Origin of the sequence: Marinobacter sp., assembly GCF_965229985.1 — a bacterium.
Taxonomy (GTDB): Bacteria; Pseudomonadota; Gammaproteobacteria; order Pseudomonadales; family Oleiphilaceae; genus Marinobacter.
In genome coordinates this window covers 754,958-780,769 of sequence record NZ_OZ245935.1, presented here as the reverse complement: position 1 = coordinate 780,769, position 25,812 = coordinate 754,958, and the positions used below count along the sequence as shown (strand labels likewise).

The following is a 25,812-nucleotide window of genomic DNA, read 5'->3' as shown; positions in this document are numbered from 1 at the left end:
AGGATCAGGCCATTTGCCGGAAACCGGAAATGGAGCCTGGGGAACGACGTGATTTGAGTGATTGCTTTTTGGATACCACTTCCCGGATTCTGCGGAGCTTTTCCGCCAAAGAGGAGCCCCCGTTGGAGTCAAGTTCCACAAAATCAATGGAATAGAAGAAATTACTGCAGTGCTTTCTGCGCTCTGTCACCAGGCCGGAAAGGCCTTCCGCCCGGATCTCGTCAAACGGCATATCCATAACGAGGTCCAGCACCACGGTATCACCGGGGTTGAACACTTTGTCGGTTTTCATCACACACCCATAGCCGTCCAGTTCGTACAGGGCGGCCTCGACAAGTTCCTTTCGGAAAAGGCCCTGTCTGATTCGAAATCGGGCGACAAGATCCGGCAATGCTTCGTTCATGAATCAGGTTCTCTGGTGATTTCCGTATCCACAGCAACCTGTCTCATCGGGAGACAGGCTGGATATTGATTAAACAATAGACACTGAACTTTGGTTTTGCAACGCCATCAGTGCCATACGTTCGACCCCTAACGCAGTTTTTTAACAATCTTTTACGGCCAATCAGGCCAGTTTACTTTGTCTTCAGCTCGTACATATCAACGCGGCGATCTTTCAGGTTGTTGACAGACCCCTCGTTGCGTACCAGCTTCAACTTCTCCAGGTCCATATCGGAGAACATGATCATCTCCGTATTCGGCGTTGTTTCGGCCATCACCGCATCGTGGGGGAAGGCGAAATCGGACGGCGAGAATACGGACGACTGGGCGTACTGGACGTCCAGGTTCTCGACTTTCGGCAGGTTGCCGACACTGCCGGTGATTACGACATAACATTCATTTTCGATTGCCCGGGCCTGGGCACACTGGCGAACCCGAAGGTAGCCGTTCTTGGTGTCTGTCCAGAAGGGCACCATGATGATATCGACTTCCTGGCTGGCGGCAATACGCCCCAGCTCGGGAAACTCAATGTCATAACAGATCATGATGGCAACCCGGCCGGCATCGGTGTCGAAGACATCAAACTGGTTGCCGCCTTCAATAACCCAGTCCCGACGCTCGTGGGGTGTAATGTGAATCTTGCGCTGCTCATCCACGCGGCCATCCCGGTGGCAGAGGTAAGACACGTTATAAACCCGGTCGTTCTCGATCAGCGGCATGGAACCGGTGATGATGTTGATGTTGTAACTGACCGCCATTTCAGACATCTCTTCCCGGAACTGCTGGGTGAACCCGGCCAGGAAACGGATGGCCCGGGTCTGGTCCATCTGGTCGGTCAGGCCCATCAGTGGCGCGTTGAAAAACTCCGGGAAGATCGCAAAGTCGCTCTTGTAGTCTGATAGCGCATCCACGAAATACTCCACCTGCTCGAGCACTTCTTCAACAGAGGTAAATTCACGCATCTGCCATTGCACAGCGCCAAGCCGTACCTGCGTTTTCTTTACGCTCAGTACCGGGGAGGGCGGGGTGTAAAGAATGTTCCGCCATTCCAGCAACGTTGCGTAGCCCTGGGATTTCTCATCCTCTGGCAGGTACTTGTGCATCAGCCGGGTGACCTGAAAATCGTTCGAAAGCTGGAAGCTCAGGATCGGATCGTAGATTTCCTTGCGGTCGACGCGCTGAATGTACTCCTCTGGAGAATACTGCTCGGCGTATTTGAAGTAGCTCGGGATACGCCCGCCCGCGAGAATGGCACGCAGGTTCATGGAGCGACAGAGTTCTTTCCGCGCCTCGTACAGTCGACGCCCCAGTCGATAGCCCCGGTAGTCGGGGTGGATAAAGACATCCAGTCCGTAGAGGGAGTCGCCATTGGCGTTATGCCAGATCTTCTCGTTCCGGAGGATGAGATCATCGTAGGTGTGCGGGTTACTGAAGCGCTCGTACTTTACGCAGACCGTCAGTGCAACGGCAATAAGCTGGCCGCTTTCCTCAATACAGATCTGGCCGTCAGGAAACTGCTCCACCAATGCCTTGATGGTTTCCTTGGGCCAGGCGCCTCCGATGTCGTCGTAAACGCGATCCATGAGCTTCTGAAGCTGTTCGTAGTCTTCAAGCTTCAGGTTCCGGAGGTTGAGGTGCAGTTCTTCATGGGCCATTCAGTTCGGCTCCCGTTCGTTTTGGAGTGAGGACAAGCTCAGCATTTGCGTCAATACTGTAAAAGTTTAACAGAAGCCGCTAAAGACTTCGCATCGCAGGCCGAAAGACAAATTAACGAATATCAATTTTCATTGCAGAGGATTGAACTGTGCAGCTGACATTCGGGCAAAAGCTCCTGACTGCTTTCGGTATTCTGTTGCTGTTGGTTATGGGGGCTTTCACGCTCTCCGGCGATTTACGGCTGCAGAACACCACCAAAACCTATGTAGACGCGCTGATCGACGATACCGTGCAGCAAAGCACCTCAAGCATTGCCGAGTGGCTCAATACCCGGCTGGTGATGACCGAAGCAACCGCCAAAGCCCTGGAAAGTGCCGGGAATGATGAGGAAGCCAGGGTAGTGCTGCAAGCCATAACTACTGGCGGCGGGTTCCGGGATGTCTATGTCGGCCGCACAGATGGCTACATGCTTATGAAGTCGCCGGAAGCCAATGCAACGCTGCCGTCCGATTACGATCCCCGCGAACGCCCCTGGTACAAGAAGGCCATGAGCCTTGGGAGCGCATCATTTACCGAGCCGTACCAGGACGCCAGCACCAACGATATGATCATCTCCACGCTCGCGCCAGTTAAGCGTGGTGAATACGAAGGCGTGGCCGGTGCAGATATCGGCCTGGGCGCCATCGCAAAAACCCTGTCTACCGTGACCCTGGCGGACACCGGTTACGCAGCCCTGATCAACGAGCGGGGTACCGTGCTGTTCCATCCCCGGCAGACCCTTGTCGGCAAGAACATCAGTGAATTGATTGGAGGCAAACCGGACTTCGGCGGGTCCGCCCACGAATACAGCAATGAGGAAGGGAACTGGGAGGCCAGTTTTCATCCCATCAGTGAAGCTCGCGGCGTGGAATGGTACCTGGGCACGTTTGTGAATGCCGACAAAATAAACGCCCCGGTTCAAAGTGCCCGGATGACCGGGCTGGTCATGGCGGTCATCGGCCTTATTGTGTCACTGGTGATACTGCACCTGGGCATCAAGGTGCTGATGGCGCCCGTTCGCCGGCTGAACAAGGCCATGGCCGACATCGGTAGCGGCGATGCAGATCTGACCCAACGCCTGGACGATAGTGCAAAAGATGAGTTTGGCGAGTTGGCCAGAAGCTTCAACCAGTTTGTTGAGAACATCCAGAACGTGGTTCGGGATGTTCAACAGGGCAGCGCCGAACTGGGCCAGAACGTCAGCTCCCTGAGAGACACCGCCAGTACCAGTCGCTCAAGCGTAGAGAGCCAGCAGGCAGAGATCGACATGGTGGCCACCGCCATCAACGAAATGTCGGCCGCTGCAAATGAAATCGCCCAGAACGCCCAGCAAACCGCAGATGCCGCCAATAATGCCGACGGAGACAGCCGCGCGTCGCTGGAGACCGTTGCCGCCTCCCGGGACGCCGTCCAGAAACTCTCGAAGGAGGTCAACGCTGCCGCCGAGGTTATCGACACCCTCGGTAAAGATGTTGCCTCCATTACCACCGTGCTTGAGGTAATCCAGGGCATCGCAGAACAGACCAACCTGCTGGCGCTCAACGCAGCCATCGAAGCGGCAAGGGCCGGTGAGGCCGGGCGTGGTTTTGCAGTTGTTGCAGATGAGGTGCGCAACCTGGCTCAGCGCACTCAGTCCAGCACAGAAGAAATCAACAATATGATCGAACGCTTGCAGAAGGGCGCCAGTGATGCTGTTGATGTGATGCAAGCCTCCACTGCAGTTTCCAATGTCAGCATGGAGAAAGCACAGGACGCCATGGAAGCCCTCAATCGTATTGCCGAGGCCATTACCTCCATCAGCCAGATGACTTCGCAGATTGCCACAGCCTCGGAAGAGCAGACGTCCGTGACAGAAGAGCTGAACTCGTCGATTACCCGAATTGCGGATCAGGGCCAGGAGGCAGCCGCCGCCGCGACGGAAAATGACGTCTACAGCGGCCAGATCGAAAGCATTGGCAAGGCCTTGAACCAGAACGTATCCCGGTTCCGGGTGTAGTGGGCAAGTCTAACGACTGAGTAGGTCGAGGCGCCGGCGCAGGTTTTCCAGTGTACTGCGCCCGACGTACCGCGATTCCTCGCTCAGAAACGGATTTTCCAGAGCGATCACCGTGCGGGTGTCGAGGTTGAGATCCCTTACGGCTCGGGCGTAGTAGGCCCTCAGGAAGTCGCTGAAACTTCCGTCATATATGGCTCGTTCAATGCCCAGTTGCAGACGATGGGCGGTCTCCTGATCGTTGGGGCCGACGAAAAGATAGGAAGGCATGGGGTAAGCAATCAACAGATTGGGTTCGATCACCAGGTTCGGATCCTGCTCCATTTCCAGGTCGTAAAGTACCTCACTCACGCCCCGGGCAAAACAATCAAAGCGTTTGTTCCGCAGCATCCCGAAAAGTATCTCGTATCGGGAGTGGGTAACTACCGGAATACCATTTGCCTCCAACACCTGCGTGTCCGGCCAGTGTGAGCCCTGGCCGATCCAGATCTGACTGGCTCGAAGGTCATCCAGATTCTTAATACCTGCGAACTTCGGTAAGGATTCAGGCAAAACCACGCAGACCCGAAAACCCAGAAGGCCGCCATCAACCGGGAAGGGAATTGCGGTCAGGAACTCCTCCCGCTCGGCCGACGTCGCTACATTGGCTATATCAACAAGACGGGATTGGCCATCTGTCAGTTCGCGAAGCGCACGGCCCTGGCTCAGTTCTTCACTCCGGATAACCCGGAAGTCGCCATACTCCGGGGTCTTCTTCAATGCCAGCTCAACGAGTGCGCGGATAGCCGGGCTGTCATAATTCCGGTACCAGAGGACATAATCTCGACCGTTGGCTTGCGGATCAATTGCGACTGGCGCCGCTGCGGGCAGGGGCGCTGAAAAGAGGCAGAGGCTCAGAACCGAGAGGCGAAGCACCAGTTTCCGAAGAGGGGAGCTGTTCATGAAAGCGGGCAGATAACATTCCAAATCAGAGATCCTTTCTTAATCCTGGAAACGCTGGCCTTATTGGCAATCGTGATTCACACGGGCACCTCTCACTCTAGAACAAAAACTCAAAAATAAATCGGACAATCTCCAAAAAAATTGTAAAAGATTCTTGCGGCTTCGGGAGACCATTGTAATCATCGGCTTCGACCAAAAAACGGAGCAGGATAATGGCAATTATCGACAACCTTATCGGAGCCACGGGGCAGTGGGTGGCAAGTGCGGATCCCAAGGCTACCTTGAGCAGCCCGTTGGCCTGGCTGAAGAAAACCGGCGGTTACGCGGCGGTGAACAAGATCATTGGCCTATCCATACCCTTTGCGCCGAGGAACAACTTCAGTGTTGAAGAGGTGAGGCCGGGTTATGTGCGGGCGAAAATCCGGCTGAAAGGCAACAAGAACCACTTCGGCAGCCTCTATGCCGGTGCCTATTTCCTGGTGGCCGAGATTCCCGGTGGTGTGCTGACGCTGTTTGACCTGGGCCCTGCCTACACGCCAATCCTCAAGGAAATGACCCTGCAGTTCCTGCAGCCAGCCAACAGCGATGTCACCGTGGAGTTCACGCTGCCACCAGAAACCGTGGCAGGCATCCTTGCAGACGCCGACGAAACCGGCCGAGCCAAATTTACCCTGGAAGGAAAGCTGGTGGATCAGGAGGGCAACCATGTGGCGACCTCCATCGCCCATTACCGGGTGCGCAAGAAGGGCTTTAAAGCAGAGGCTTGACCATTACGCCTGATCCAGGCCGGCAATGGTCTGGAGGAAGATCTCGCCGTATTTCTCGAGCTTGGCGGCACCCACGCCGCTGACCTCCGCCAACTCGTCCAGGGTGCGGGGCTTGCGTTCAAGCATTCCGAACAGTGTGGTGTCATGGAAAATGACGTAAGGCGGGACGCCCTGTTTGTCGGCCAGTTCCTTCCGACAGGCCCTGAGGGCTTCCCAGCCGGCCTGATCGGTAATCTGGTCTTTCACGGGGCTGCTGGACCGGCCGCCGGAGGTCCGGCCCGCCGTTTTCTTGACCACCGGATCCTTGCGCAGCTCGATGGCCTGCCGACCTTTTAGCAGGGGCCGGCATTGCTCCGTCAACTGGAGTGCGCCGTAACCCTCCGGATCGGCTCGCAGATAGCCATTGGCCACCAGTTGGCGGAAGACGGATTTCCATTCGTTGGCACTGAGCTCTGTACCAATGCCGTAGGTGGAAACCTGGTGATGGCCGGATTGCAGAATCCGTTCGTTTTCCGATCCCCTGAGCACATCAATCAGGTAGGTCACGCCAAAACGCTGGCCCGTGCGGAACACACAGGACAGGGCTTTCTGGACGGCCACGGTTCCATCCCAGGTTTCCGGCGGATTCAGGCAGGTGTCGCAATTGCCGCAAGGTTGCTCAAGCTCGTCTCCGAAATAACGCAGCAACACCTGGCGACGGCAACTGGTAACCTCGCAAAGACCCAGCATGGCGTCCAGCTTCTGGCGTTCCACCCGCTTGAAGTGGTCGTTGCCCTGGGAGCTCTCCAGCATCTGCCGCAGTTTGATCACATCCTGCAGGCCATACACCATCCAGGCAGTCGAAGGCTTGCCATCCCGTCCGGCCCGGCCGGTTTCCTGGTAGTAGGCTTCAAGACTCTTGGGCAGGTCCAGATGGGCGACAAAGCGCACGTCGGGTTTATCGATCCCCATGCCGAAGGCGATGGTGGCGACAATAATCACCCCGTCTTCACGCAGGAAGCGCTCCTGGTGATGGGCCCGTTGCTCCGAGGACAGGCCTGCGTGATAGGGCAGAGCGGTATAGCCTTTCTGGGCCAGGGTTTTCGCGGTTGCGTCCACCTTGTTGCGGGACAGGCAGTATACGATGCCGCAATCACCGTCATGTTCGGCTTTAATAAAGTCCAGTAACTGCTTGTTTGCGTTTATTTTTGGCGCAATACGGTATTGGATGTTCGGGCGATCAAAGCCACTGACGAAATGTCTTGCCTCGGTCAGCGACAGCCGTTCCGCGATCTCTTTTCGGGTGCGTTCGTCCGCCGTTGCCGTCAGCGCAATGCGCGGGACGCCGGGAAACTGCTCGGCGAGCATGCTGAGCTGAAGGTAATCAGATCGGAAGTCGTGGCCCCACTGGGACACACAGTGGGCCTCGTCGATGGCGAACAACGAGATGGACGCGTCATGGAGCAGTTCGATGGTGCGTGGCTGTATCAGCCGTTCCGGGGCGCAGTACAGCAGGTCCAGCTCACCGGTCATCAGTGCATACTCGGTGGCCCGGGCCTGCTCGAAATCCATGGTGGAGTTGAGGAACGCGGCCCGCACACCGAGCTCTTTCAGAGCCGCAACCTGATCCTGCATCAGGGCAATCAGGGGCGAAATAACAATCGCCGTGCCTGTGCGGACCAAGGCCGGCACCTGGTAGCAGAGGGATTTGCCCCCGCCCGTAGGCATGAGCACCAGCGCGTCGCGGCCTTCCGATACTTCCCGGATGATGTCACCCTGCAGCGGCCGGAACGATTCGTATCCGAAGACTTCGTGCAGCACCTGTTCCGGATCACGTCCCGAGGTGGTGGGGCGCTCGGTGGAAAGCTGTTCGAAGTCCTGATCAAAATACATAGAGTAACCGGTTCATCGGCCTGGAGCCGCTGTATTGAGACGGGTGAAATGCCGGGTTCGGCGCGGTTGGCAATGATACCAGATTAACCCTGAGGATTGGCCAGCAAACCCATGTGTCGGATGGAGGCAAAGTAGTGGAAGAAACGCTACAATACCGCGTTTTTGAACCACCGTTTCACGCCATACTGTGACAGACACTGATAATAACAGGGCTTCCATGCAGGAATTTGATGCCATCCGTCCGTATTCGGACGAAGAAACCGGCGCTGCTATTCACCGCCTGGTCAATGATCAGGAATTTCTGGATATGGTTGGTCGCTTCAAGTCTCCGACCCTGGCACGCTGGGCGCCGGCCATGTTGCGTGTATTTACCCGTCGCTGGCTCAGCAACCATTTTGGCCACTACACCCGCGTTGATGATCTACAGGCCGGGCTTTCCGGCTACGTGGGTGAACTGGTTGACAGCACCACCACAAGAGTGACGTCCAGCGGGCTTGATAACCTCGACAAGCACGGCGCCTACCTGTTCATTTCAAACCATCGGGACATCGTTTTCGACCCCATGGTGGTGAACTACCTGCTGTTCCAGAACGGCTTTCATACCACCCGGATTGCCATAGGCGACAATCTGCTGGCGAACCGCGTGTTTGCTGAAATGATGCGGCTGAACAAAAGCTTTGTGGTTCGTCGGAGCATGACCAGCCCGCGGGAGATGCGCGATGCCTACATCACACTCTCCGGTTTCATTAACCATAGCATCGACACAAATCACAGCATATGGATTGCCCAGCGGGAAGGCCGGGCGAAGGACGGCCTTGATTTCACCGATCCGGCCATCATCAAGATGTTCTACATGAGCCGGAAGAAAAGCGGGCTCAGTTTCGCAGAAGCCATGAACCGGCTGCATGTGGTGCCGGTTTCCATAGCCTATGAATACGATCCCTGCGATGCCGACAAGGCCCGGGAACTGGAAACCCGGGCCAGAACCGGCCAGTACATCAAGCGCGAGGGCGAAGACACCGAGCAGATCATGAAGGGACTGACCGGTTTCAAGGGGCACGTGCATGTGCACTTTGGTGCGCCCATTCATGACTCCCCGGAAAACCCGAAAGATCTGGCAGGCCGTATCGACCGGGAGATGCATGCGAACTATCACCTGCATGCGTCAAATCTGGTGGCTTACCAGCAACGAGGCCTTCATCCCCAGTCTCACGACACACCGGATACCGTCAGCGATTCGGTGGTCACTGCCGAAACCTGGTCGCCGGCAGAGATGGAGGCTGCCGAGGCTGAGATGGAAAGGCGCCTGGAAGCCTGCGATCCGGCCATCCGGCCTTATCTGCTGGATATGTATGCCAATCCGGTAGTCACCGCGCTTGAGGCCAATGCCGAAAAATCCGGCAACTCCGAATAAGCCGGCACACAATTTTCAGACGAGAGGTAAACCGTGCAGGATCTTCAGTACATCGAAATTGAAACCGGAGACAACCCGACCGCAGCCGTCATCTGGCTCCATGGCCTTGGTGCCAGCGGCCACGACTTCGAGCCGGTGGTTCCGGAACTGGGCCTGCCGGAAGATGCCGCGGTGCGTTTTATCTTCCCCCATGCGCCCAACCTGCCAGTGACCATCAATGGCGGAATGTCCATGCCGGCCTGGTATGACATCAAGGCCATGGACATTGATCGCGTGGTGGATACCGAACAGTTGCGGGCGTCCGCCGACGCCGTAGCAAAGCTTGTTGAGCGTGAAAAGGAGAAGGGCGTTCCGGCAGACCGGATCATCATTGCCGGTTTTTCTCAGGGCGGGGCAGTTGCCTACGAATTGGGGCTAAGCTATCCGGAACGGTTTGGCGGCATACTGGCACTTTCAACCTACTTTGCTACGGCAGACACGGTTCAGCGTTCGGAGGCAAATGCCGATGTGCCAATCAGTGTCTATCACGGAACGTTCGATCCGATGGTGCCGGAATCACTGGGTGTGCGCAGTGTTGAGGCCCTGAAGGAAATGGGCTACGAGCCCTCCTACCAGACCTTCCCCATGGAACACAGCGTGTGCCTTGAGGAAATCCAGGACATTGGCCGGTTCATTCGCCGACACCTGCTTTGAAGAACCGCCATGCCCGGGCTCATACCCAGAGCATGGCGCCCATCTCCAGCGGATGGGTCAGCGATTCATGGTACGGATACATCCGTAACCTTAGGGTCTGCAAGCCAGGATAGGGTGGCTGCACACAGGTGGCGAACACGGTTCGGCCCTCCGCTTCACTCTCCTTATCCAGAAAGAAGCTGTCAGGCCCCGGGCTGCCGTGGGTTCCGGTACACTCAGGGCTGACCAGGCATTCCACGCGAACATCCTCGGCTGACAGGCCATTGAGCGTCGCCTCTACCCGAAGCTCTACGGCGCCATCATGGGGACACGAAGATTTAACGCAGCCGACCACCCGCAATTCAACACCCGGCCAGGCGTACCTGACCCTTGCTTTCCAATCTGCCAGCCCGATGGCAACCTGGCCGCCGTCGGCCATAAGAATTGCACCCTGGCTTGATGCTGGCTGGTAATAATTATTCACGTAGTCCATCACCATGCGCTGGGCATTGAACCGGGGCGTAATGGATTTCATCGAAGCCTTGGAGCGCTTTACCCAGCCCTTGGAAAAACCCTGTGAGGCACGATCGTAGTACAGGGGCACTACCTCGAATTCGATCAGGTCAATGAGGTCCCGTGCCTCTTCCTCGTTACGGAACTCCGGATCCAGTTCGGTATCCCTGGGCGGAATGCCCCAGCCGTTCTTGCCGTTGTAGCCTTCCCCCCACCAGCCATCGAGTACGCTGAGATTCAGGGCACCGTTCAGGGCGGCTTTTTCGCCGGAAGTGCCGCTGGCTTCCTTCGGGTATTCCGGGGTGTTGAGCCACACATCCACGCCACTGAGGAGCCGACGGGCCATGGCCTGGTCATAATCCTCGAGCAGAATCAGGTGCCCCATCAACGAGGGGTGCATGGACAGATCATGGATAACCTTGATCAATTGCTGGCCAGGCTTGTCTTTCGGGTGGGCCTTACCGGCAAAGACCAGCACCACCGGCCGATCCGGATTGGTGAGAATCCGCTCCAGCCGCTCCAGATCGGAAAAAATCAGCGTCGCGCGCTTGTAGGTTGCGAACCGTCTGGCAAAACCGATGACCAGCGTGTCTTTTTCCGAGGACGTGAGCTGCCGGGTCATGCGGTCTGTTACGGAGTGACCAGTGCCGTTGCGCTTATGCTGGCGCTTGAGGCGCCGAACAACGTACTCGCCCATTTGTTGTTTCAGGGCCTTGTGTACACTCCAGTAGTGATAATCCGGAATCTGGTCGATAAATTCCCAGAAATCCGGATTCCTGAGCTCGCTCTTCCAGGTGGGCGCCTGAATATCAAACAGACTGGACCATTCCGGCGCCAGAAAAGTGGGCACGTGCACACCATTGGTAATGTAGCCGATGGGGTTTTCTGCCGGCGGCACCTGGGGCCAGATATCGCCTTCCATCAGCGAAGCGACGCCCCCGTGAATACGGCTGACGCCGTTGTGGTACCGGGAGCCACGCAGCCCAAGGCTGGTCATGTTGAAGCTGTCGCCGCCATCTTTCGCACCCAGCGCGAACACCTGCTGGAAATCCAGCCCGGCTTCTTCCAGATATCTACCAAGAGCGTGATGAACCAGGGCTCTCGGGAAAATATCGTGCCCGGCAGGTACCGGTGTATGCGTGGTAAACAGGGTAGCGCCGGCAACTGCTTCCAGAGCTGATTCAAAGCCGAGCTCCGAATTCATCATGACGTTGCGGCAACGTTCGAGGATCTGGAACGCAGCATGGCCTTCGTTGATGTGCCAGACAGTCGGCTTCAGGCTCAGGGCTTCCAGTACCCGCGTTCCGCCGATGCCAAGCAGCATCTCCTGGCTGATACGGGTGGATTCGTCGCCACCGTACAGTTGGAGGGTGAGATCCTGATCCTCCGGGCCGTTTTCCTCAGTGTAGCTGTCCAGCAGGTACAACCGGATATGACCGACCCGCGCCTCCCAGACTCGCGCCACCACGTCGCGACCGGGGAAGGGAACCGACACCTTGAGTACCTGGCCCTCGATCTCCACTGGCGTTATGGGCAGTTCATCGCTTGAATGGGACTGATAGCGCGCTATCTGTTGGCCGTGGGCATCAATACTCTGAATAAAGTACCCCTGCCGGTACAAAAGCCCGACCGCTACAAACGGCAGAGCAAGATCGCTGGCCGCCTTGCAGTGATCCCCGGCCAGGATGCCAAGACCGCCGGAGTAGATGGGAAAACTCTCGTGGAAGCCGAACTCGGCGCAGAAGTAAGCCACCAGGGCCTGCTCCGGGTCCAGCTTCTCCGTCACTTCAGGGCCGGGACCGGCCTCAAGATAGGCATCGTAGCTGCTCAGCACCCGGCGATACTCGGCCAGGAAGGCACGGTCGTCGGACGCTTCGTCGAGCCGGTCCTGGGCGACCCGGCGCAGGAAAAGCTTCGGGTTGTGCTCCACCTTCTGCCAGAGCCGGAGATCAATCCGGGCGAAAAGGCTGCGCACCCCATGATCCCAGCTATAGAAGAGATCGTTGGCAAGCTCTTCCAGTCTTTCCAGGGGTTCTGGAATCAGTGGATGAGCTTCAAGTCGGAATTCCGTTGCTTTATGCATTTTGGTTGCCTCCAGGCGGGCAAACGCTCGCACTAATCCAGCTGTTGTTGGTCACGTTCTTTGAGGATGCGCTGATACAGTTCGCCATAGGTGCGAGCCCGCTGTTTCCAGGAATAGTCGATTGCCATGCCGTTTTCCTGCAACCGCCGCCACTGTTTGCGATTTTCAAAAAACTGGAGCGCCCGGCTTAGTGTGGCCAGCAGGGACTCGGCTCTGGCGCCGGTAAAAACGAATCCGTTGGCCTTATCGATTCCAACATCCTGGGGATCCTTCACCGTATCGGCCAGTCCGCCAACACCGTGCACCACCGGAACCGTGCCGTACCTGAGACTGTACATCTGGTTGAGCCCGCAGGGTTCGAATCTCGAAGGCATCAGGAACAGGTCACAGCCGGCGGTGATGCGATGGGAGAGCCCCTCGTTGTAGCCAAGAGTGAGGGACATCTGCCCCGGCCATTGCCGTGCCAGTTGTTTCAGGGGTTCCTCGTAGCGGTCTTCTCCAGAACCGAGAATGACAAACTGGCAGTCCTGTTCGAGCAAAGCCGGCATCACGGACAGCATCCAGTCCACGCCTTTTTGTTCCACCAATCGCCCGATAAAACCCAGCAAGGGGCCACCGTTCACCTCCAGACCAAGCTCTTGCTGCAAATTGGCCTGGCACTGGGCTTTGCTCTTCAGATGATCACGACCATAGTGAAAGGCCAGCTCTGGATCTTCCTCCGGGTCCCAGACCCGGGTATCTATGCCATTGAGAATGCCGGTCAATGCGTGTTGCCTGTGCCGCAGCAGGCCATCAAGACCGCTGCCGAATTCCGGAGTCTGAATCTCGCGAGCGTAGGTGGGGCTGACGGTGGTAATCCGGTCACTGAACACAAGGCCGCCTTTAATGAACGAAAGCTGGCCGTAGAATTCCAGCTGCTCGAGATTCCAGAGTGAGTCCGGCAGGCCCAGGGCGCGGAACGTCTCGTGGGAGAACAGCCCCTGATAGGCGAGATTATGAATGGTAAACACGGTGCCGGGCCGGTCCTGGTAGGCTTCCAGGAACACCGGTATAAGCCCGGTCTGCCAGTCATTACAGTGCACCAGATCCGGCCTCCAGTTCAAACCCGCTTCGCCCATGGCGATCATGGCGCCCACTTTGCCAAACAGCTCAAACCGGTGGGCGTTGTCCCACCAGTCTTTCCCTTCCTCATTCTTGTAGGGGTTACCAGGGCGATCAAAAAGGGGCGGGCAGTCCACCAGCCAGAGTGTAACGGCGGTGCCTGGAAGTCGGGTCTGCCAAAGGCTTACGTTGTATTGGCCGAGTTGGAACCGGGCCTTTCTGCGGGAACCCGCTTTTCTGGCAGCCTTAACAGCGTCCGGGTAGCCGGGTAAGAGAATCTGAACATCGTACTCCAGGCGGCAGAGCGCTTCCGGCAAGCTGGCAGAGACGTCGGCAAGACCGCCGGTTTTCACCAGCGGGTAGACCTCACTGGTGGCGAAGAGAACCCGGATCATTGCGCCGGCCTCAGGATGATTGCCCCCAGCGGCGGCAGGGTCAGTTCCAGTGACCAGTCCCGGTTCATCCAGGGCTGCTGATCGGCAGGCATGGGGTAGGGGTTGCCGAGGTTGCTGCCACCGTAATACTCAGAATCGGAATTGAAGATTTCACGCCAGTTGCCGCCCTGGGGCAACCCAATCCGGTAATGGTGTCTGGGCATTGGGGTGAAATTGACCACAATAACCGATGTCTCGCCTTTCGCCGTGCGCTGGAAGCTGATCACAGACTGGGGGGAATCATGGCAATCGATCCAGTCGAAACCATCCGGGGTGAAGCAGGCACCGTGCAGTGAGACTTCCCGCCGGTAGATCCCGTTCAGGTCTTGAACCAGCTTTTTGATACCCTGATGCTCAGGGTACTCCAACAGAGACCAGTCCAGCTCCCGGGATTCGCTCCACTCCCGGCGCTGCCCAAATTCGCCGCCCATAAATAGCAATTTGGCACCGGGATAGCTGAACATGTAGGTGAAAAGCACCCGTAACGTGGCCCGCTGCTGCCATTCGTCGCCGGTCATTTTGTTGATGAGGCTGCCTTTGCCATGAACCACCTCATCGTGAGACAGCGGCAACAGGAAATTCTCCGAGAACGCATACAACAGCCCGAAAGTCAGCTTGTCGTGATGGTACTGGCGGTAAACCGGGTCCTGCGCCAGATAATCCAGGGTGTCGTGCATCCAGCCCATATTCCATTTCAGGTTGAACCCCAGGCCGCCAATTTCCGGTGGCCGGGTCACCCGTGGCCAGGAGGTGGATTCTTCCGCACAGACGAGCGTTCCCGGGAATCGGCTCTGGCAGACCCGGTTCAGTTCGCGCAGAAACTCGATGGCCTCCAGGTTTTCATGGCCGCCGTGCTCGTTAGGCAGCCACTCGCCTTCCTTGCGGGAATAATTGAGGTACAGCATGGACGCCACCGCATCCACGCGCAGCCCGTCGATATGAAAGGCATCCAGCCAGAACAGGGCACTGCCGATCAGGAAGTTCCGCACCTCATGCCGGCCATAATTGTAGATCAGGGTGCCCCAGTCCTGATGACGACCCTTGCGAGGGTCCTCATGTTCATAGAGCGCGCTGCCATCGAATCGGGCGAGGGCGTGCTCATCGGTGGGGAAGTGCCCCGGAACCCAGTCCAGGATCACGCCAATGTTGTGCCGGTGACACTGGTCTACCAGGTATCGAAGATCGTCCGGGGTACCGAAACGACTGGTCGGCGCGTAGTAGCCAGTGGTCTGGTAACCCCAGGACTCATCCAGTGGGTGTTCAGTTACCGGCAAAAGCTCAATGTGAGTGAAGCCCAGCTCCAGCACATAGGGGATCAGCTGGTCCGCCAGCTCTCGATAGGTCAGCCATCGGCCGGACCCGTGGTGGCGCCACGAAGCGGCATGAACTTCGTAAATAGAGATGGGAGAATCCTGCCAGTTCCAGCGGCCCCGCCTGGCCAGCCAATCGCCATCACCCCAGCCAAAGTGGCCGCGTTCGGTCACTACGGCGGCAGTAGAGGGCCTCAATTCGAAGGCTTGGCCATAGGGGTCCGTTTTCAGAAGCTGATGGCCTTTCTCCGTGGTAATGGAAAATTTGTAGAGGGAGCCAGTTCCAATGCCTGGAATAAAGCAGGACCAGACACCCGTTGCAGCGTGTGGAGTCATCGGGTTGGCGCCAGAGCTCCAGTGATTGAAATCTCCGACAACGCTGACAGCTTGGGCATGGGGCGCCCAGACCGCGAACCGCACGCCTTCCACACTCCGGCTCCTGCAAAGATGGGCACCTAACACGTTGTAAATGTGCCAGTGGCGGCCTTCGCCAAAGAGATGAAGGTCAAATTCGCTGAGCGTTGGACTATCCATAGACCGTGCTATTCCTGACCAGGTGGAGCGCATTGGGCGTCCGTTCATTGGACGCGAACGGGCCTGTTTAAAAAATGACCCAAAACAAGTTTACGTCATAATTCCGTGCTAGTGTTCTAATATAGTTTAAGGCGTCAAAAACGTGGCAAACCCTTGCGGTTGAACGACCGGTCACAGGGAAGGTTTTCTCCAGGGAAGCAGCTATGCAAACGGCCAAGCGTTTCGTCAGTCGTCTCACTCGTCAGACTCTTGCTCTGGTACTTGCCGGAGGGCGGGGTTCCCGCCTCCATGATCTCACCAAATGGCGTGCCAAACCGGCGGTGCCTTTTGGCGGAAAGTTCCGGATCATCGATTTTCCACTTTCCAACTGCATCAACTCGGGCATAGGCCAGGTTGGCGTAATTACCCAGTACAAATCCCATTCCCTGATACGGCATATTCAGCGTGGCTGGGGCTTCCTCCGGGGTGAACTCGATGAATTTGTCGAGCTGTTACCGGCCCAGCAACGCATCGAAACCTCCTGGTATGAGGGAACGGCCGATGCTGTGTTGCAGAATCTCGACATCATTCGCAGCCACATGCCCGAGTATGTTCTGATTCTCGCCGGTGACCATATCTACAAGATGGACTATGGGACGATGCTTGCTGCCCACGTTGAAAACGACGCCGATATCACCGTTGGCTGCATCGAAGTGCCCATTGACGAGGCCTCCGCATTCGGAGTCATGTCGGTGAACGATGAAATGAAGATCACCGAATTCGTGGAGAAGCCGGCGCACCCCAAGGCCATGCCCGGTCAGCCCGATAAAGCTCTGGCATCAATGGGTATCTATGTATTCAGCACCCAGGTTCTGTTTGATGAACTGATGCGCGATCAGCAGATGGATGGCGACTCTTCCCATGATTTTGGCAAGGATATAATTCCGTCCGTGATCAAACGCCTTCGGGTTGTGGCCTTTCCCTTCCGCAATCCGGTCCAGAACAAACCGGCGTACTGGCGGGACGTGGGCACTATCGACGCACTCTGGCAAGCGAACCTTGAGCTGATCAGTATCAGCCCGGAACTGAATCTCTACGATTCCCACTGGCCGATATGGACCTACCAGGAGCAGTTGCCGCCGGCAAAGTTTGTATTCGACGATGACAATCGGCGGGGGATGGCGGTGGACTCCATGGTGGCGGGAGGCTGCATCGTGTCTGGCGCTCTGGTGAAGCATTCCCTGCTTTTCTCCCAGGTTATGGTGCATTCTTTCAGTGAGATATCAAATTCGGTCATCTACCCGGATGTGGAGATTGGCCGCCACTGCCATATCCGCAATGCATTGATTGATCGTGGTTGCCGTATTCCGGAGGGCACACGCATCGGTTTTGATGCTGTCGAAGATCGGAAACGGTTTTACGTTTCCCCCAAAGGTGTTGTGCTGATCACGCCCGAGATGCTCGGGCAGGATTACCCCCATGGCCTCTGACACAAAAACGCCGGTTGTACTGTGCTGGCACATGCACCAGCCGTCCTATCAGGATATGCGAACCAATCAGTTCCTGTTCCCCTGGGTGTACCTGCACACCATCAAGGATTACAGCGATATGGCCGCGCATCTGGAGGCAGCCCCGGAGGCGAGGGCGGTGGTCAATTTCGCCCCGGTTCTGCTTGAGCAGATCGAGACCTACCTGATCCAGATAGAGCGTTGGCGCCACGGTGCCGGCGAGATTGGCGATCCTCTACTGTCCGCTTTGGTAGCCGAGGAGCTCCCGGAAACCGGAACACCGGCGTTTCTTGGCCTGATGGAGAAGTCCCTGAGGGCCAATCGGGTGAGGATTATCAATCGGTATCCCGCGTACGCGCGACTGGCAGAACTGGCCGAGGTCTACCGCGGCAAACCGGAACTCCAGAGGTACATTTCCAGCCGGTTGCTGTCCGATCTGCTGGTCTGGTACCACCTTGGCTGGATGGGGGAGACTATTCGGCGAAAAAGCAACTGCATCCAGAGCCTTCAGGAAAAAGGCCATAACTTCTCGATGGATGACCGGCGAGCGCTACTGGATGTGATTTTTGATGTGTTATCCGGCATCGGTCCGAGGTATCGTCACCTTGCGCAGAAAGGCCAGGTAGAACTGTCTGTTAGCCCCTATACCCATGCCATGCTGCCTCTGCTGATTGACCTGGCCTCCGCCCGCGAGGCCATGCCAGAGATTGCCTTGCCGTTTCACAGTCATTATCCGGGTGGTAAGGAACGGGCTGGCTGGCAGCTACAGCAAGCAAAAGCGGTATTTCAGCGGTTCTTCGGCGTTGATCCTACCGGTTGCTGGGCCTCCGAGGGCGGCCTCAGCCAGGCCACTCTGGGCTTGCTGGATGACCATCAATTCCGTTGGACCGCCAGCGGGGATTCCGTTGTGCACAACAGCCTTAACCGGGCCAGGGAAACAACCCCGGACCTGCCGGATTACGGCATTCACCGGCCCTACACCTTCGGCGAATCAAGCACATCGGTGTTCTTTCGGGACGACGGCCTTTCCGACCTTATCGGGTTTACCTATGCGGACTGGCACGCCAAGGACGCCGTTGGCGACCTGGTTCACCACATGGAAAACATCGCCGGACAGGGCAAAAGCAAAACACGGACTGTGATTTCCGTGATTATGGATGGCGAAAACGCCTGGGAGTATTACCCGGAAAATGGCTTTCATTTCCTGGATGAACTCTACCGGGTACTGGCAAACCACCCCACACTGAAATTGACCACCTATAGCGATTTGATTGCTAGCCCGGTCACTGAGCCCGTTAATCTGCCGCATCTGGTTGCCGGAAGCTGGATTTACGGAACCTTCTCGACCTGGATTGGCGATCCGGACAAGAACCGTGCCTGGGACCTGCTCTGTGAGGCCAAGGCCCACTTCGACCGGGCCCTGGAAAACGGGGGCCTCAATTCGGATCAGAAAGAGGCCGCCATGCAGCAACTTGCGATCTGTGAAGGGTCCGATTGGTTCTGGTGGTTCGGCGACTACAACCCGGCCCAGATCGTCAGCGACTTCGAACATCTTTACCGGCGCCACCTCGTCAACCTCTATGAAATGATCGGGCACCCGGCGCCTCCTTCTGTGTTCCAGCAACTAAGCCAGGGCAGCGGAGAACCCGCCCGTGGCGGGACCATGCGTCCGGGACACGAAGCGGATAAACCGGCATGACGTTAGCCAACGCCAATGATCTGTTCAGTGTCAGAAGGGCGGGCGTGCTCCTTCATCCAACCTGCCTGCCCGGTACCCTGGGTGTTCTGGGGGCTGGCGCGCGCCGCTTCGTCGATTTTCTGGCCGCCAGTGGCATCACCGTCTGGCAGACTCTTCCTATCGGTCCGACCCATCGGGATCTTTCCCCCTATCAGTCGCTGAGCGCGCATGCGGGCAACCAGGACTTTATCGACCTGTCCGAACTACTGCAGGCTGGTCTGCTAGCAGACACGGAACTGAAACAGCCCGTTGCCGAATCACGCCAGCAACTGCTGGGCATTGCCGCCCAACGTTTTTTCGATGGCAAGGGGGAAGCCCTGAACGGCCTCGATCTGGCAGGTTTCGATGAGTTTCGCGCCAAAAACGACTACTGGCTCGATGATTTCTGTCTGTTCTGTGCAATAAGGGAGGTTCAGGAGTCGCCGGGCTGGCTTCAATGGCCAGAGCCGCTGAGAGACCGCTATTCCGCCGAGCTGCAGGCATTTATTGACCAGAACCAGGGACGGCTGGCCCGGATACGGTTCGAGCAGTTTCTGTTTAACCATCAGTGGCAGGCACTGCGCAATTATGCGCGGGGCAAGGGCATCCTGCTGTTTGGTGACATTCCTATTTTCGTCGCCCATGACAGTGCCGACGTCTGGGCCAATCGACATCTGTTCAAACTGGATGGCCGAGGCGACCCCACGGTCATTGCCGGTGTACCGCCTGACTACTTTTCCCCTGACGGACAGCACTGGGGAAACCCGCTCTACAACTGGCAGGCCATGGCGGAAGATGGTTACCAATGGTGGCTGGAAAGGCTCGAAAGCCAGCGTCATCTTTTCGACCTGATCCGGATCGATCATTTCCGCGGTCTGCAGGCTTACTGGGAGATTCCGGCCGAAACGCCGCAACCAAGATTTGGCTATTGGGTTCCCGGCCCGGCCGATCATTTTCTCCAGGCCTGCTTCAACCGGTTTCCGGACTTGCCACTGGTGGCCGAGAACCTCGGCATCATCAGCGACGATGTGGAAGAGCTTCGCAAACGGTTTCGGTTGCCGGGAATGACCGTGATGCAGTTTGGTTTCGACGGTAGCCCCAACAATCCCCACCTCCTGCACAACCACCATGCCCGGGATCTTGTTTACACCGGCACCCACGACAATGACACCACACTGGGCTGGTACCAGAGTCTGGACGACCACACCCGACGCTACGTGAATGATTACCTGGGAACCACTGGCGACGGGATGCCATGGCCCGTAATTGAGGCAGCTTTCAGGTCCGTTTGTTCTCTCGCTGTTGTGCCCATGCAGGATTTTCTTGCACTTGGAACAGAGGCGCGATTCAACACGCCGGGCACGACAATTAATAACTGGATCTGGCAACTGGATTGGAATTTTCCCGAAGAAGACCTGTCAAAAGTTATCTCTGAAGCGGTACAGCGAAATGGGCGCCTCCCCCAAGACTGACCATTTTTTGATCAGCATCAAAGAGGCGCGCGCAAACCTTCGCTATAAAACACAGGCAGTATCAAAAAATGGCGTTCTGAATGAGTCACCAGGGGGGAACATGGAACATAGACTCAGTAAACGCGTACAGGGAAAGCTCGGCCTGTTGGTATACAAACGTGGAATGCCGGTGGCAACCGGACAGATCCGCGATGCTTCCAAGCGTGGCCTGTTCATTGCCACAGACTACACCGACATTCAATTAAACCAGACCGTAGAACTGGAATTTCGTTTTCCTGACACCCAGGAAAAGCGGTTCCGTCGTCTCAAGGCCCATGTGGTCCGGAAATCAGACCGGGGACTGGGTGTCGATTTTGAAGGGGTTGAGAACGACAGTTTCACCATCTCATCACTGATGCACTGGCTGAAAAGCCATCATATGCCCGTCAACTATTTTCCGGTTCGCCGGCAGCAAGCCTATTGAATTGATCAGGGAGATCTCTCATGGAACGACTTAAAGGTAAGGGCGCGGTCTATCTCGCCTCCGACGAATCCAGGTTTGTTACTGGCAGTGAACTGGTAATCGATGGCGGTTACACCGCTCGCTGATATCCGACCAACCTGAGCGGAGCTCAAATTTGACGCTGGCAGCCTATACCCCGCGGTCCTTGCCGGAATCCCTGACCGGGCTCTTTCAGCTGGCCCTGGACCTGAGATGGACCTGGCACCACGGCACCGACGAGCTTTGGCGTGCCCTGGATGCGGAAATCTGGGACACCACCCGGAACGCCTGGCTGGTGCTGAATAGTGTCTCCGGTGAGAGGTTGGAAGAGCTGGCTGCCGATCCTGATTTCCAGGAGCGCTACCGTGAGCAGATGGCGGCCCATGATGAGTTTATCCAAGCAGACACCTGGTATTCCTCCGACTGCCCGGGTGATCTGGGCGAGGGCATTGCCTATTTCTGCATGGAATACGGACTGAGCGAGTCTCTGCCGCTCTACAGCGGTGGGCTTGGGGTGCTTGCCGGAGATTTCCTGAAGGCGTCGAGCGATCTGGGTGTCCCGGTGGTAGCCGTAGGCCTTCTTTACCAGCAGGGCTATTTTCGCCAGGCCATCAGCACCGATGGCGAACAGCTCGAATTTTACCCCTACAACGACCCGACAATGCTGCCGGTTTCTCCTCTGAGGGATTACGAAGGCCAGTGGGTGAGGGTGATTGTTCCGTTCCCCGGGAGGCATTTGCGCCTCCGTGCCTGGAAAGCTCAGGTGGGGCGCTGCGAATTGCTGTTGCTCGATAGCAACGACCCCCGCAATGAACCCGGCGACCGGGGGATTACCAGTGAGCTTTACACCGGCGACCCGGAAAAGCGCCTGCAGCAGGAAATGGTACTGGGAATTGGGGGCTGGCGCCTGCTTGAACAGTTGGGCCGTAAGCCCGCCCTCTGCCACCTCAACGAGGGGCATTGCGCCCTGGCACTGATTGAGCGCGCCTTCAGTTGGCAGGACCAGCACAACTGCGAATTCCACGTTGCCCGTACCGCAACGCGGGCAACCAACCTGTTTACCACGCACACCTCGGTGGCCTCCGGCTTTGACCATTTTTCCCGATCGCTGTTGCGCTTGTACCTTGCGCCATGGCTTGATGGACGCGAATTGGATATCGACCAGCTCATGGCTCTGGGAAGCGAAAACGGTGACACAGGTAATCAGCCCGGAAACCCAAAGCTCAATATGGCTCTATTGGCGTTGAACATGAGCGGACGGTTTAATGGCGTCAGCCGTATCCATCAAAAGGTTACCCAGACTATTTTTCAGCCGTTCTTTCCCCGCTGGCCTGCCGAGGATATTCCAGCAGACTATGTGACCAATGGTATTCACACGCCCAGCTGGGACTCGCCGGAATCTGATGCTATCTGGACCCAGGCCTGCGGCAAGGACCGGTGGCGCCATCCGCTCCAGAAATCCTGCCCTATGACCGGTATCACCGATGAGGCCTTATGGGAAATGAGGCGCCTGCAGCGGAACCGGCTGATCAGTTACCTGCGCCGACGGCTCTCAAGCCAGCACTGCGAGCAGAACCCGGGGTTCGACCATTCGGCCGCCTGCGGGCTATTACTGGACCATGAAACCCTGACTCTGGGCTTTGCCCGGCGTTTTACCGAATACAAACGACCGGACCTTTTGCTCAAGGACCAGGACCGTCTGCTCAAACTCCTTGCAAGCCGGGATCGGCCACTCCAAATCGTTCTTGCTGGCAAGGCTCACCCCTATGATCTGCCCGGAAAGGACATTATCCGCCAATGGAAAGCGTTTTCCAGGCGACCGGATGTGGAAGGCAAGGTCGTGTTCATTGAAGACTACGATCTGGGCGTGGCCAACCAGTTGATCCAGGGTGTGGATGTCTGGCTGAACTGCCCAAGACACCCCTGGGAAGCCTGTGGCACCAGCGGCATGAAGGTTCTGGTGAACGGGGGGCTGAACCTGTCCCAGTACGACGGCTGGTGGGCGGAGGCCTGGAACCCGGATGTGGGCTGGGCCATTCGACCCGGCGCAACCTTCGATGAACTGAGCGGCTCCAACAACCATGACCACGACCTTTCCGACGTGGATGAGCTGTTTGATCTGCTGGAAAACGAGGTCATTCCGGGCTTCTACGACGTCGACAGCGAGGGCATCCCACGAAACTGGCTGAGACGGATGAGGGCCAGCATGGACCAGCTGACGGCGGCGTATTCCGCCAATCGAATGGTGCGTGAGTACGTGGAACAGTTCTACCTGCCCATGGCCGATAAAGGCAGCAAACGCACGCGGGAAACCTCAAAGGCGCTGTTGGACGAATACAGCACAATAAAACGGCACTGGCCGCGACTGAGATTCAACAGCTTCAATAACAGCGAAGCCCACGAAGGCCAGACCTGCACGGTAGAAGTCTATTTGGATGGAATCGACGAACAGCGGATTGCGGTGGAACTGGTAGCGGAACAATCCGAGTACGGGCCAAGAACCGTAACCGCCATGGAAATGAAACACCCACTTAGCGGTTCTGCCCACACCTATCTCTACGAATGCACGGTGCCTTCACGGCCGCAAGGGCACTATACCCCCAGGCTTCGCGTGCGAGATGAACGCCTGAACCTGCCTTTGGAAAACCCCGCCACACTCTGGCTCAAGTAATCCTCAGCTTCTCCAGAACGCCGGGGAAAGCACAATTACGACGCTCAGGATCTCCAGACGCCCCATCAACATGCCTACAGACAGCACCCACTTTGCGGCATCAGGCAGGGGGCCGAAGTTCCCAGCCGGGCCAATGATGTCACCAAGCCCCGGCCCAACATTGGTCAGAGAGGTGAGGGCGCCTGACAGGGCTGTCACGAAATCCAGCTGCATCGCAGCCAAGGCAACCGTGATCAACAGGAGACAGAGCAGGAAAATAAACGTGTAGGCAATCATTGACGAGATAATCTCATCGCTCACTGCCCGACCGTTGTAGTTCCGGGTAAGCACGGCTCGCGGGTGCAGGAGTCGCATCAACTGTTCACGCAGAATGATCAGCGAGAGCTGGAAACGGAAAATCTTCATGCCGCCGGCCGTGGAGCCGGAACAGCCGCCCACGAACATCAGGAAGAAAAACAGCACGAACGCCAGTGGTCCCCAGGCTGAATAGTCCTCGGAAGCATAACCGGTGGTTGTTACCACCGAAGTGACGTTAAACAGGGTGGCCGCGTAGTTGTGAATGGGGTCAAACGGAACCGGAGACACCATCCAGCGATAAAGCGTGAGCAACAGGGGCACAAAGAACAGGATCGCCAGGAACAGACGAACCTGCTGGTCCCTGAACAGGACACCGTGCTGGCCGTGCATTTCGCGTACAAACAGGAAGAAGGGCAGGCTGCCGATAATCATGAACAAGGTGGCTTCCATGAGAATCAGATCATTGAACTTGCCCATGGACAGATCTGAGGTGGAAAAGCCGCCGGTGGCAATACTGGTGAGACCGTGGTTAAAGGCATCGAAGAGCGTCATGCCAGAGAAATAGTAGGTCACCACCGCTATGATCGAGAACGCCAGATAAACCACCAGCAGGCCACGGCTGAGGGTTTTCATCCTGGGCAGCGCCTTGTCCGTCCACTCGGAAGACTCCGTGGCAAACAGCCTCATACCACCGACACGAAGAAACGGAAGCACCGCAACGAACATGCCGATGATCCCGATGCCGCCGATCCATTGCAGAATGGAGCGCCAGATCAGCAGATCCCGATCCATATCGTCCAGGCCACTGAGGACAGTTGCCCCCGTGGTTGTGATACCGGACGTGCCTTCGAAGAAAGCGTCAGCCGCGGAAATCCCAAGGTCACTCAGGTAGAAAGGAAGGGATGAAAAGAGCGCGATGATGAACCAGGACGAAACCGTGAGCACAAACATGTAACGGGGCTTTAGATCCCGTGGCTTGCTATAGGTAGCGGCCATCCCAAGGATTCCCAGCCCGCAGACAATAGCGGCCGATTCCGCAAACGCCATGGCATTCGGCGTTTCGGAGCCCGCAAGCAAAATGACAGGCAATGTCATGAAGATGCTCAAAAGCACGAACATGACGCTGACAATGAAAATGACGGGGTAGAGATTTCTCAATGGATGCTCGAGCCAGCTGATACCGGGAGACGGCGTCAGAATACCTGTGGGTTCCGGCTTCCGCAAGGTAACACCGCGCGGATACTGAAATTACCGGCGAATTAAATCGGTGTAAATAACGCGTAAATGCGGATCTTTCTGATGGTAAAACGCGTGAGCCTGGTGCAAGTTCAGCGATGTACACCGAATGATTCGGTTAAGGAGATACCAAGATGAAACACGTACGTTCAATTGCCGTTGTTTTTGCCACCGGTCTGGCTGCTGCCGGCACGGCCTCGGCCCAGGATATGTACAAGTCTGGCGTTGGTGGGCTGTACACAGGCCTGAACTACACCTTTATGAATCTTGAAAGCGGTAACGCGGACGCCGATGTTGGCACCCTCTCTGCCAAGGTTGGTGTGATGGCAACGCCTTACCTGGGAATCGAAGCCCGGGGCGGTTTTGGTGTGGATGATGAGCGAATCGGCGGCGTCGACTATTCACTGGATAACTTCTTCGGTGGTTACGCCACGTTCAATCTGGCCAACGAATCGCCAATCACCCCTTACGCCGTTCTCGGCTTTACCCGGGTCGAAATTGAAGCCTCTTCGTTCCTGGGCACAGCGACCGAGGACGAAACGGACGTGTCCTATGGCATCGGCATGAATATGGAATTTGCGCCGAACCTGTCCGGCAACCTCGAGTACATGCGTTACTATGAAGACAGTGATGCTGAAATCGATGGTCTGGGTGTCGGCATTCAGTTCAACTTCTGAGAC

At 56.9% G+C, this 25,812-nt stretch carries 18 protein-coding genes and 1 pseudogene; 11 read left to right on the top strand and 8 right to left on the bottom strand.

All coding sequences use genetic code 11. The features are described from left to right. Positions 1-4: 4 nt before the first annotated feature. Positions 5-403 carry a hypothetical protein gene (locus ACO06L_RS03525; RefSeq protein WP_064230410.1) on the bottom strand — a complete coding sequence of 133 codons (399 nt, stop codon included), beginning with the start codon at positions 401-403 and terminating at the stop codon, positions 5-7. Between the two features lie 172 nt (positions 404-575). Beyond that, positions 576-2,096, bottom strand: a complete 1,521-nt coding sequence (locus tag ACO06L_RS03520) for a bifunctional GNAT family N-acetyltransferase/carbon-nitrogen hydrolase family protein (protein WP_202347565.1) — start codon at positions 2,094-2,096, stop codon at positions 576-578. 149 nt (positions 2,097-2,245) lie between these two features. Here ACO06L_RS03520 and ACO06L_RS03515 point away from each other — a divergent pair, with 149 nt between their 5' ends. After that, positions 2,246-4,132 carry a methyl-accepting chemotaxis protein gene (locus ACO06L_RS03515; RefSeq protein WP_202347564.1) on the top strand — a complete coding sequence of 629 codons (1,887 nt, stop codon included), beginning with the start codon at positions 2,246-2,248 and terminating at the stop codon, positions 4,130-4,132. A 9-nt stretch (positions 4,133-4,141) separates the two neighbouring features. On the opposite strand, the gene ACO06L_RS03510 is transcribed toward ACO06L_RS03515, so the two are convergent. Continuing rightward, positions 4,142-5,095 (bottom strand): hypothetical protein, encoded by a 954-nt coding sequence (locus ACO06L_RS03510; RefSeq protein ID WP_421845305.1) that lies wholly within the window; start codon positions 5,093-5,095, stop codon positions 4,142-4,144. 188 nt (positions 5,096-5,283) lie between these two features. Here ACO06L_RS03510 and ACO06L_RS03505 point away from each other — a divergent pair, with 188 nt between their 5' ends. Continuing rightward, positions 5,284-5,838 (top strand): PaaI family thioesterase, encoded by a 555-nt coding sequence (locus ACO06L_RS03505; RefSeq protein WP_202347563.1) that lies wholly within the window; start codon positions 5,284-5,286, stop codon positions 5,836-5,838. Between the two features lie 3 nt (positions 5,839-5,841). Here ACO06L_RS03505 and recQ read toward each other — a convergent pair whose 3' ends face one another. Further along, a complete protein-coding gene (gene recQ / locus ACO06L_RS03500) occupies positions 5,842-7,710 on the bottom strand; it encodes a DNA helicase RecQ (protein WP_202347562.1) in 1,869 nt (622 codons plus the stop codon). A gap of 217 nt (positions 7,711-7,927) precedes the next feature. On the opposite strand from recQ, the gene ACO06L_RS03495 reads away from it, so the two are divergent. Then, positions 7,928-9,124: a lysophospholipid acyltransferase family protein gene (locus tag ACO06L_RS03495; RefSeq protein WP_202347561.1), complete on the top strand. Its 1,197-nt coding sequence runs from the start codon at positions 7,928-7,930 to the stop codon at positions 9,122-9,124. 33 nt (positions 9,125-9,157) lie between these two features. After that, the gene (locus ACO06L_RS03490) at positions 9,158-9,817 is read left to right on the top strand and encodes an alpha/beta hydrolase (RefSeq protein WP_202347560.1); all 660 of its coding nucleotides are present in this window, start codon (positions 9,158-9,160) and stop codon (positions 9,815-9,817) included. Positions 9,818-9,836: 19 nt separating this feature from the next. On the opposite strand, the gene glgP (ACO06L_RS03485) is transcribed toward ACO06L_RS03490, so the two are convergent. Genes glgP (ACO06L_RS03485) through glgB form a run of 3 tightly spaced genes read right to left on the bottom strand, consistent with a single transcriptional unit; the run spans position 9,837 to position 15,771 of the window. Then, complete coding sequence (glgP, locus tag ACO06L_RS03485; RefSeq protein ID WP_202347559.1) at positions 9,837-12,392, bottom strand: alpha-glucan family phosphorylase; 2,556 nt, start codon at positions 12,390-12,392, stop codon at positions 9,837-9,839. A gap of 32 nt (positions 12,393-12,424) precedes the next feature. Further along, on the bottom strand, positions 12,425-13,888 hold the full coding sequence (gene glgA, locus ACO06L_RS03480; protein WP_202347558.1) for a glycogen synthase GlgA: 1,464 nt from the start codon (positions 13,886-13,888) through the stop codon (positions 12,425-12,427). After that, on the bottom strand, positions 13,885-15,771 hold the full coding sequence (glgB, locus tag ACO06L_RS03475) for a 1,4-alpha-glucan branching protein GlgB (RefSeq protein ID WP_202347557.1): 1,887 nt from the start codon (positions 15,769-15,771) through the stop codon (positions 13,885-13,887). The genes glgA and glgB overlap by 4 nt, the downstream gene beginning before the upstream one ends. Before the next feature lie 203 nt (positions 15,772-15,974). On the opposite strand from glgB, the gene glgC reads away from it, so the two are divergent. From glgC to glgP (ACO06L_RS03445), 6 genes and pseudogenes are all read left to right on the top strand, one after another. Continuing rightward, on the top strand, positions 15,975-17,240 hold the full coding sequence (gene glgC, locus ACO06L_RS03470) for a glucose-1-phosphate adenylyltransferase (protein WP_202347556.1): 1,266 nt from the start codon (positions 15,975-15,977) through the stop codon (positions 17,238-17,240). Then, the gene (locus ACO06L_RS03465) at positions 17,230-18,957 is read left to right on the top strand and encodes a glycoside hydrolase family 57 protein (RefSeq protein ID WP_202347555.1); all 1,728 of its coding nucleotides are present in this window, start codon (positions 17,230-17,232) and stop codon (positions 18,955-18,957) included. The genes glgC and ACO06L_RS03465 overlap by 11 nt, the downstream gene beginning before the upstream one ends. Continuing rightward, positions 18,954-20,447, top strand: coding sequence for a 4-alpha-glucanotransferase (malQ, locus tag ACO06L_RS03460; RefSeq protein WP_202347554.1), 1,494 nt, complete (start codon positions 18,954-18,956; stop codon positions 20,445-20,447). Before ACO06L_RS03465 ends, malQ begins: the two co-directional genes overlap by 4 nt. A 100-nt stretch (positions 20,448-20,547) precedes the next feature. Then, positions 20,548-20,910 (top strand): PilZ domain-containing protein, encoded by a 363-nt coding sequence (locus tag ACO06L_RS03455; RefSeq protein WP_202347553.1) that lies wholly within the window; start codon positions 20,548-20,550, stop codon positions 20,908-20,910. 41 nt (positions 20,911-20,951) lie between these two features. Further along, positions 20,952-21,035, top strand: a pseudogene (locus tag ACO06L_RS03450) (SDR family oxidoreductase); the annotation flags it as partial. Between the two features lie 29 nt (positions 21,036-21,064). Beyond that, positions 21,065-23,599, top strand: a complete 2,535-nt coding sequence (glgP, locus tag ACO06L_RS03445; RefSeq protein WP_202347552.1) for an alpha-glucan family phosphorylase — start codon at positions 21,065-21,067, stop codon at positions 23,597-23,599. Positions 23,600-23,602: 3 nt separating this feature from the next. Here glgP (ACO06L_RS03445) and ACO06L_RS03440 read toward each other — a convergent pair whose 3' ends face one another. Then, positions 23,603-25,015, bottom strand: coding sequence for a TrkH family potassium uptake protein (locus ACO06L_RS03440; RefSeq protein ID WP_202347668.1), 1,413 nt, complete (start codon positions 25,013-25,015; stop codon positions 23,603-23,605). A gap of 251 nt (positions 25,016-25,266) precedes the next feature. Between ACO06L_RS03440 and ACO06L_RS03435 the strand changes: the two genes are divergently transcribed. Continuing rightward, complete coding sequence (locus ACO06L_RS03435; RefSeq protein WP_202347551.1) at positions 25,267-25,809, top strand: porin family protein; 543 nt, start codon at positions 25,267-25,269, stop codon at positions 25,807-25,809. Positions 25,810-25,812: the final 3 nt, after the last annotated feature.

What these genes read in the sequence shown, in the direction of transcription:
- ACO06L_RS03525 (WP_064230410.1), bottom strand. Translation starts at nt 403, where the DNA reads ATGAACGAAGCATTGCCGGATCTTGTCGCCCGATTTCGAATCAGACAG.
- ACO06L_RS03520 (WP_202347565.1), bottom strand. Translation starts at nt 2,096, where the DNA reads ATGGCCCATGAAGAACTGCACCTCAACCTCCGGAACCTGAAGCTTGAA.
- ACO06L_RS03505 (WP_202347563.1), top strand. Translation starts at nt 5,284, where the DNA reads ATGGCAATTATCGACAACCTTATCGGAGCCACGGGGCAGTGGGTGGCA.
- recQ (WP_202347562.1), bottom strand. Translation starts at nt 7,710, where the DNA reads ATGTATTTTGATCAGGACTTCGAACAGCTTTCCACCGAGCGCCCCACC.
- ACO06L_RS03495 (WP_202347561.1), top strand. Translation starts at nt 7,928, where the DNA reads ATGCAGGAATTTGATGCCATCCGTCCGTATTCGGACGAAGAAACCGGC.
- glgP (WP_202347559.1), bottom strand. Translation starts at nt 12,392, where the DNA reads ATGCATAAAGCAACGGAATTCCGACTTGAAGCTCATCCACTGATTCCA.
- glgA (WP_202347558.1), bottom strand. Translation starts at nt 13,888, where the DNA reads ATGATCCGGGTTCTCTTCGCCACCAGTGAGGTCTACCCGCTGGTGAAA.
- glgB (WP_202347557.1), bottom strand. Translation starts at nt 15,771, where the DNA reads ATGGATAGTCCAACGCTCAGCGAATTTGACCTTCATCTCTTTGGCGAA.
- glgC (WP_202347556.1), top strand. Translation starts at nt 15,975, where the DNA reads ATGCAAACGGCCAAGCGTTTCGTCAGTCGTCTCACTCGTCAGACTCTT.
- ACO06L_RS03465 (WP_202347555.1), top strand. Translation starts at nt 17,230, where the DNA reads ATGGCCTCTGACACAAAAACGCCGGTTGTACTGTGCTGGCACATGCAC.
- malQ (WP_202347554.1), top strand. Translation starts at nt 18,954, where the DNA reads ATGACGTTAGCCAACGCCAATGATCTGTTCAGTGTCAGAAGGGCGGGC.
- ACO06L_RS03455 (WP_202347553.1), top strand. Translation starts at nt 20,548, where the DNA reads ATGGAACATAGACTCAGTAAACGCGTACAGGGAAAGCTCGGCCTGTTG.
- ACO06L_RS03440 (WP_202347668.1), bottom strand. Translation starts at nt 25,015, where the DNA reads ATGTTCGTGCTTTTGAGCATCTTCATGACATTGCCTGTCATTTTGCTT.
- ACO06L_RS03435 (WP_202347551.1), top strand. Translation starts at nt 25,267, where the DNA reads ATGAAACACGTACGTTCAATTGCCGTTGTTTTTGCCACCGGTCTGGCT.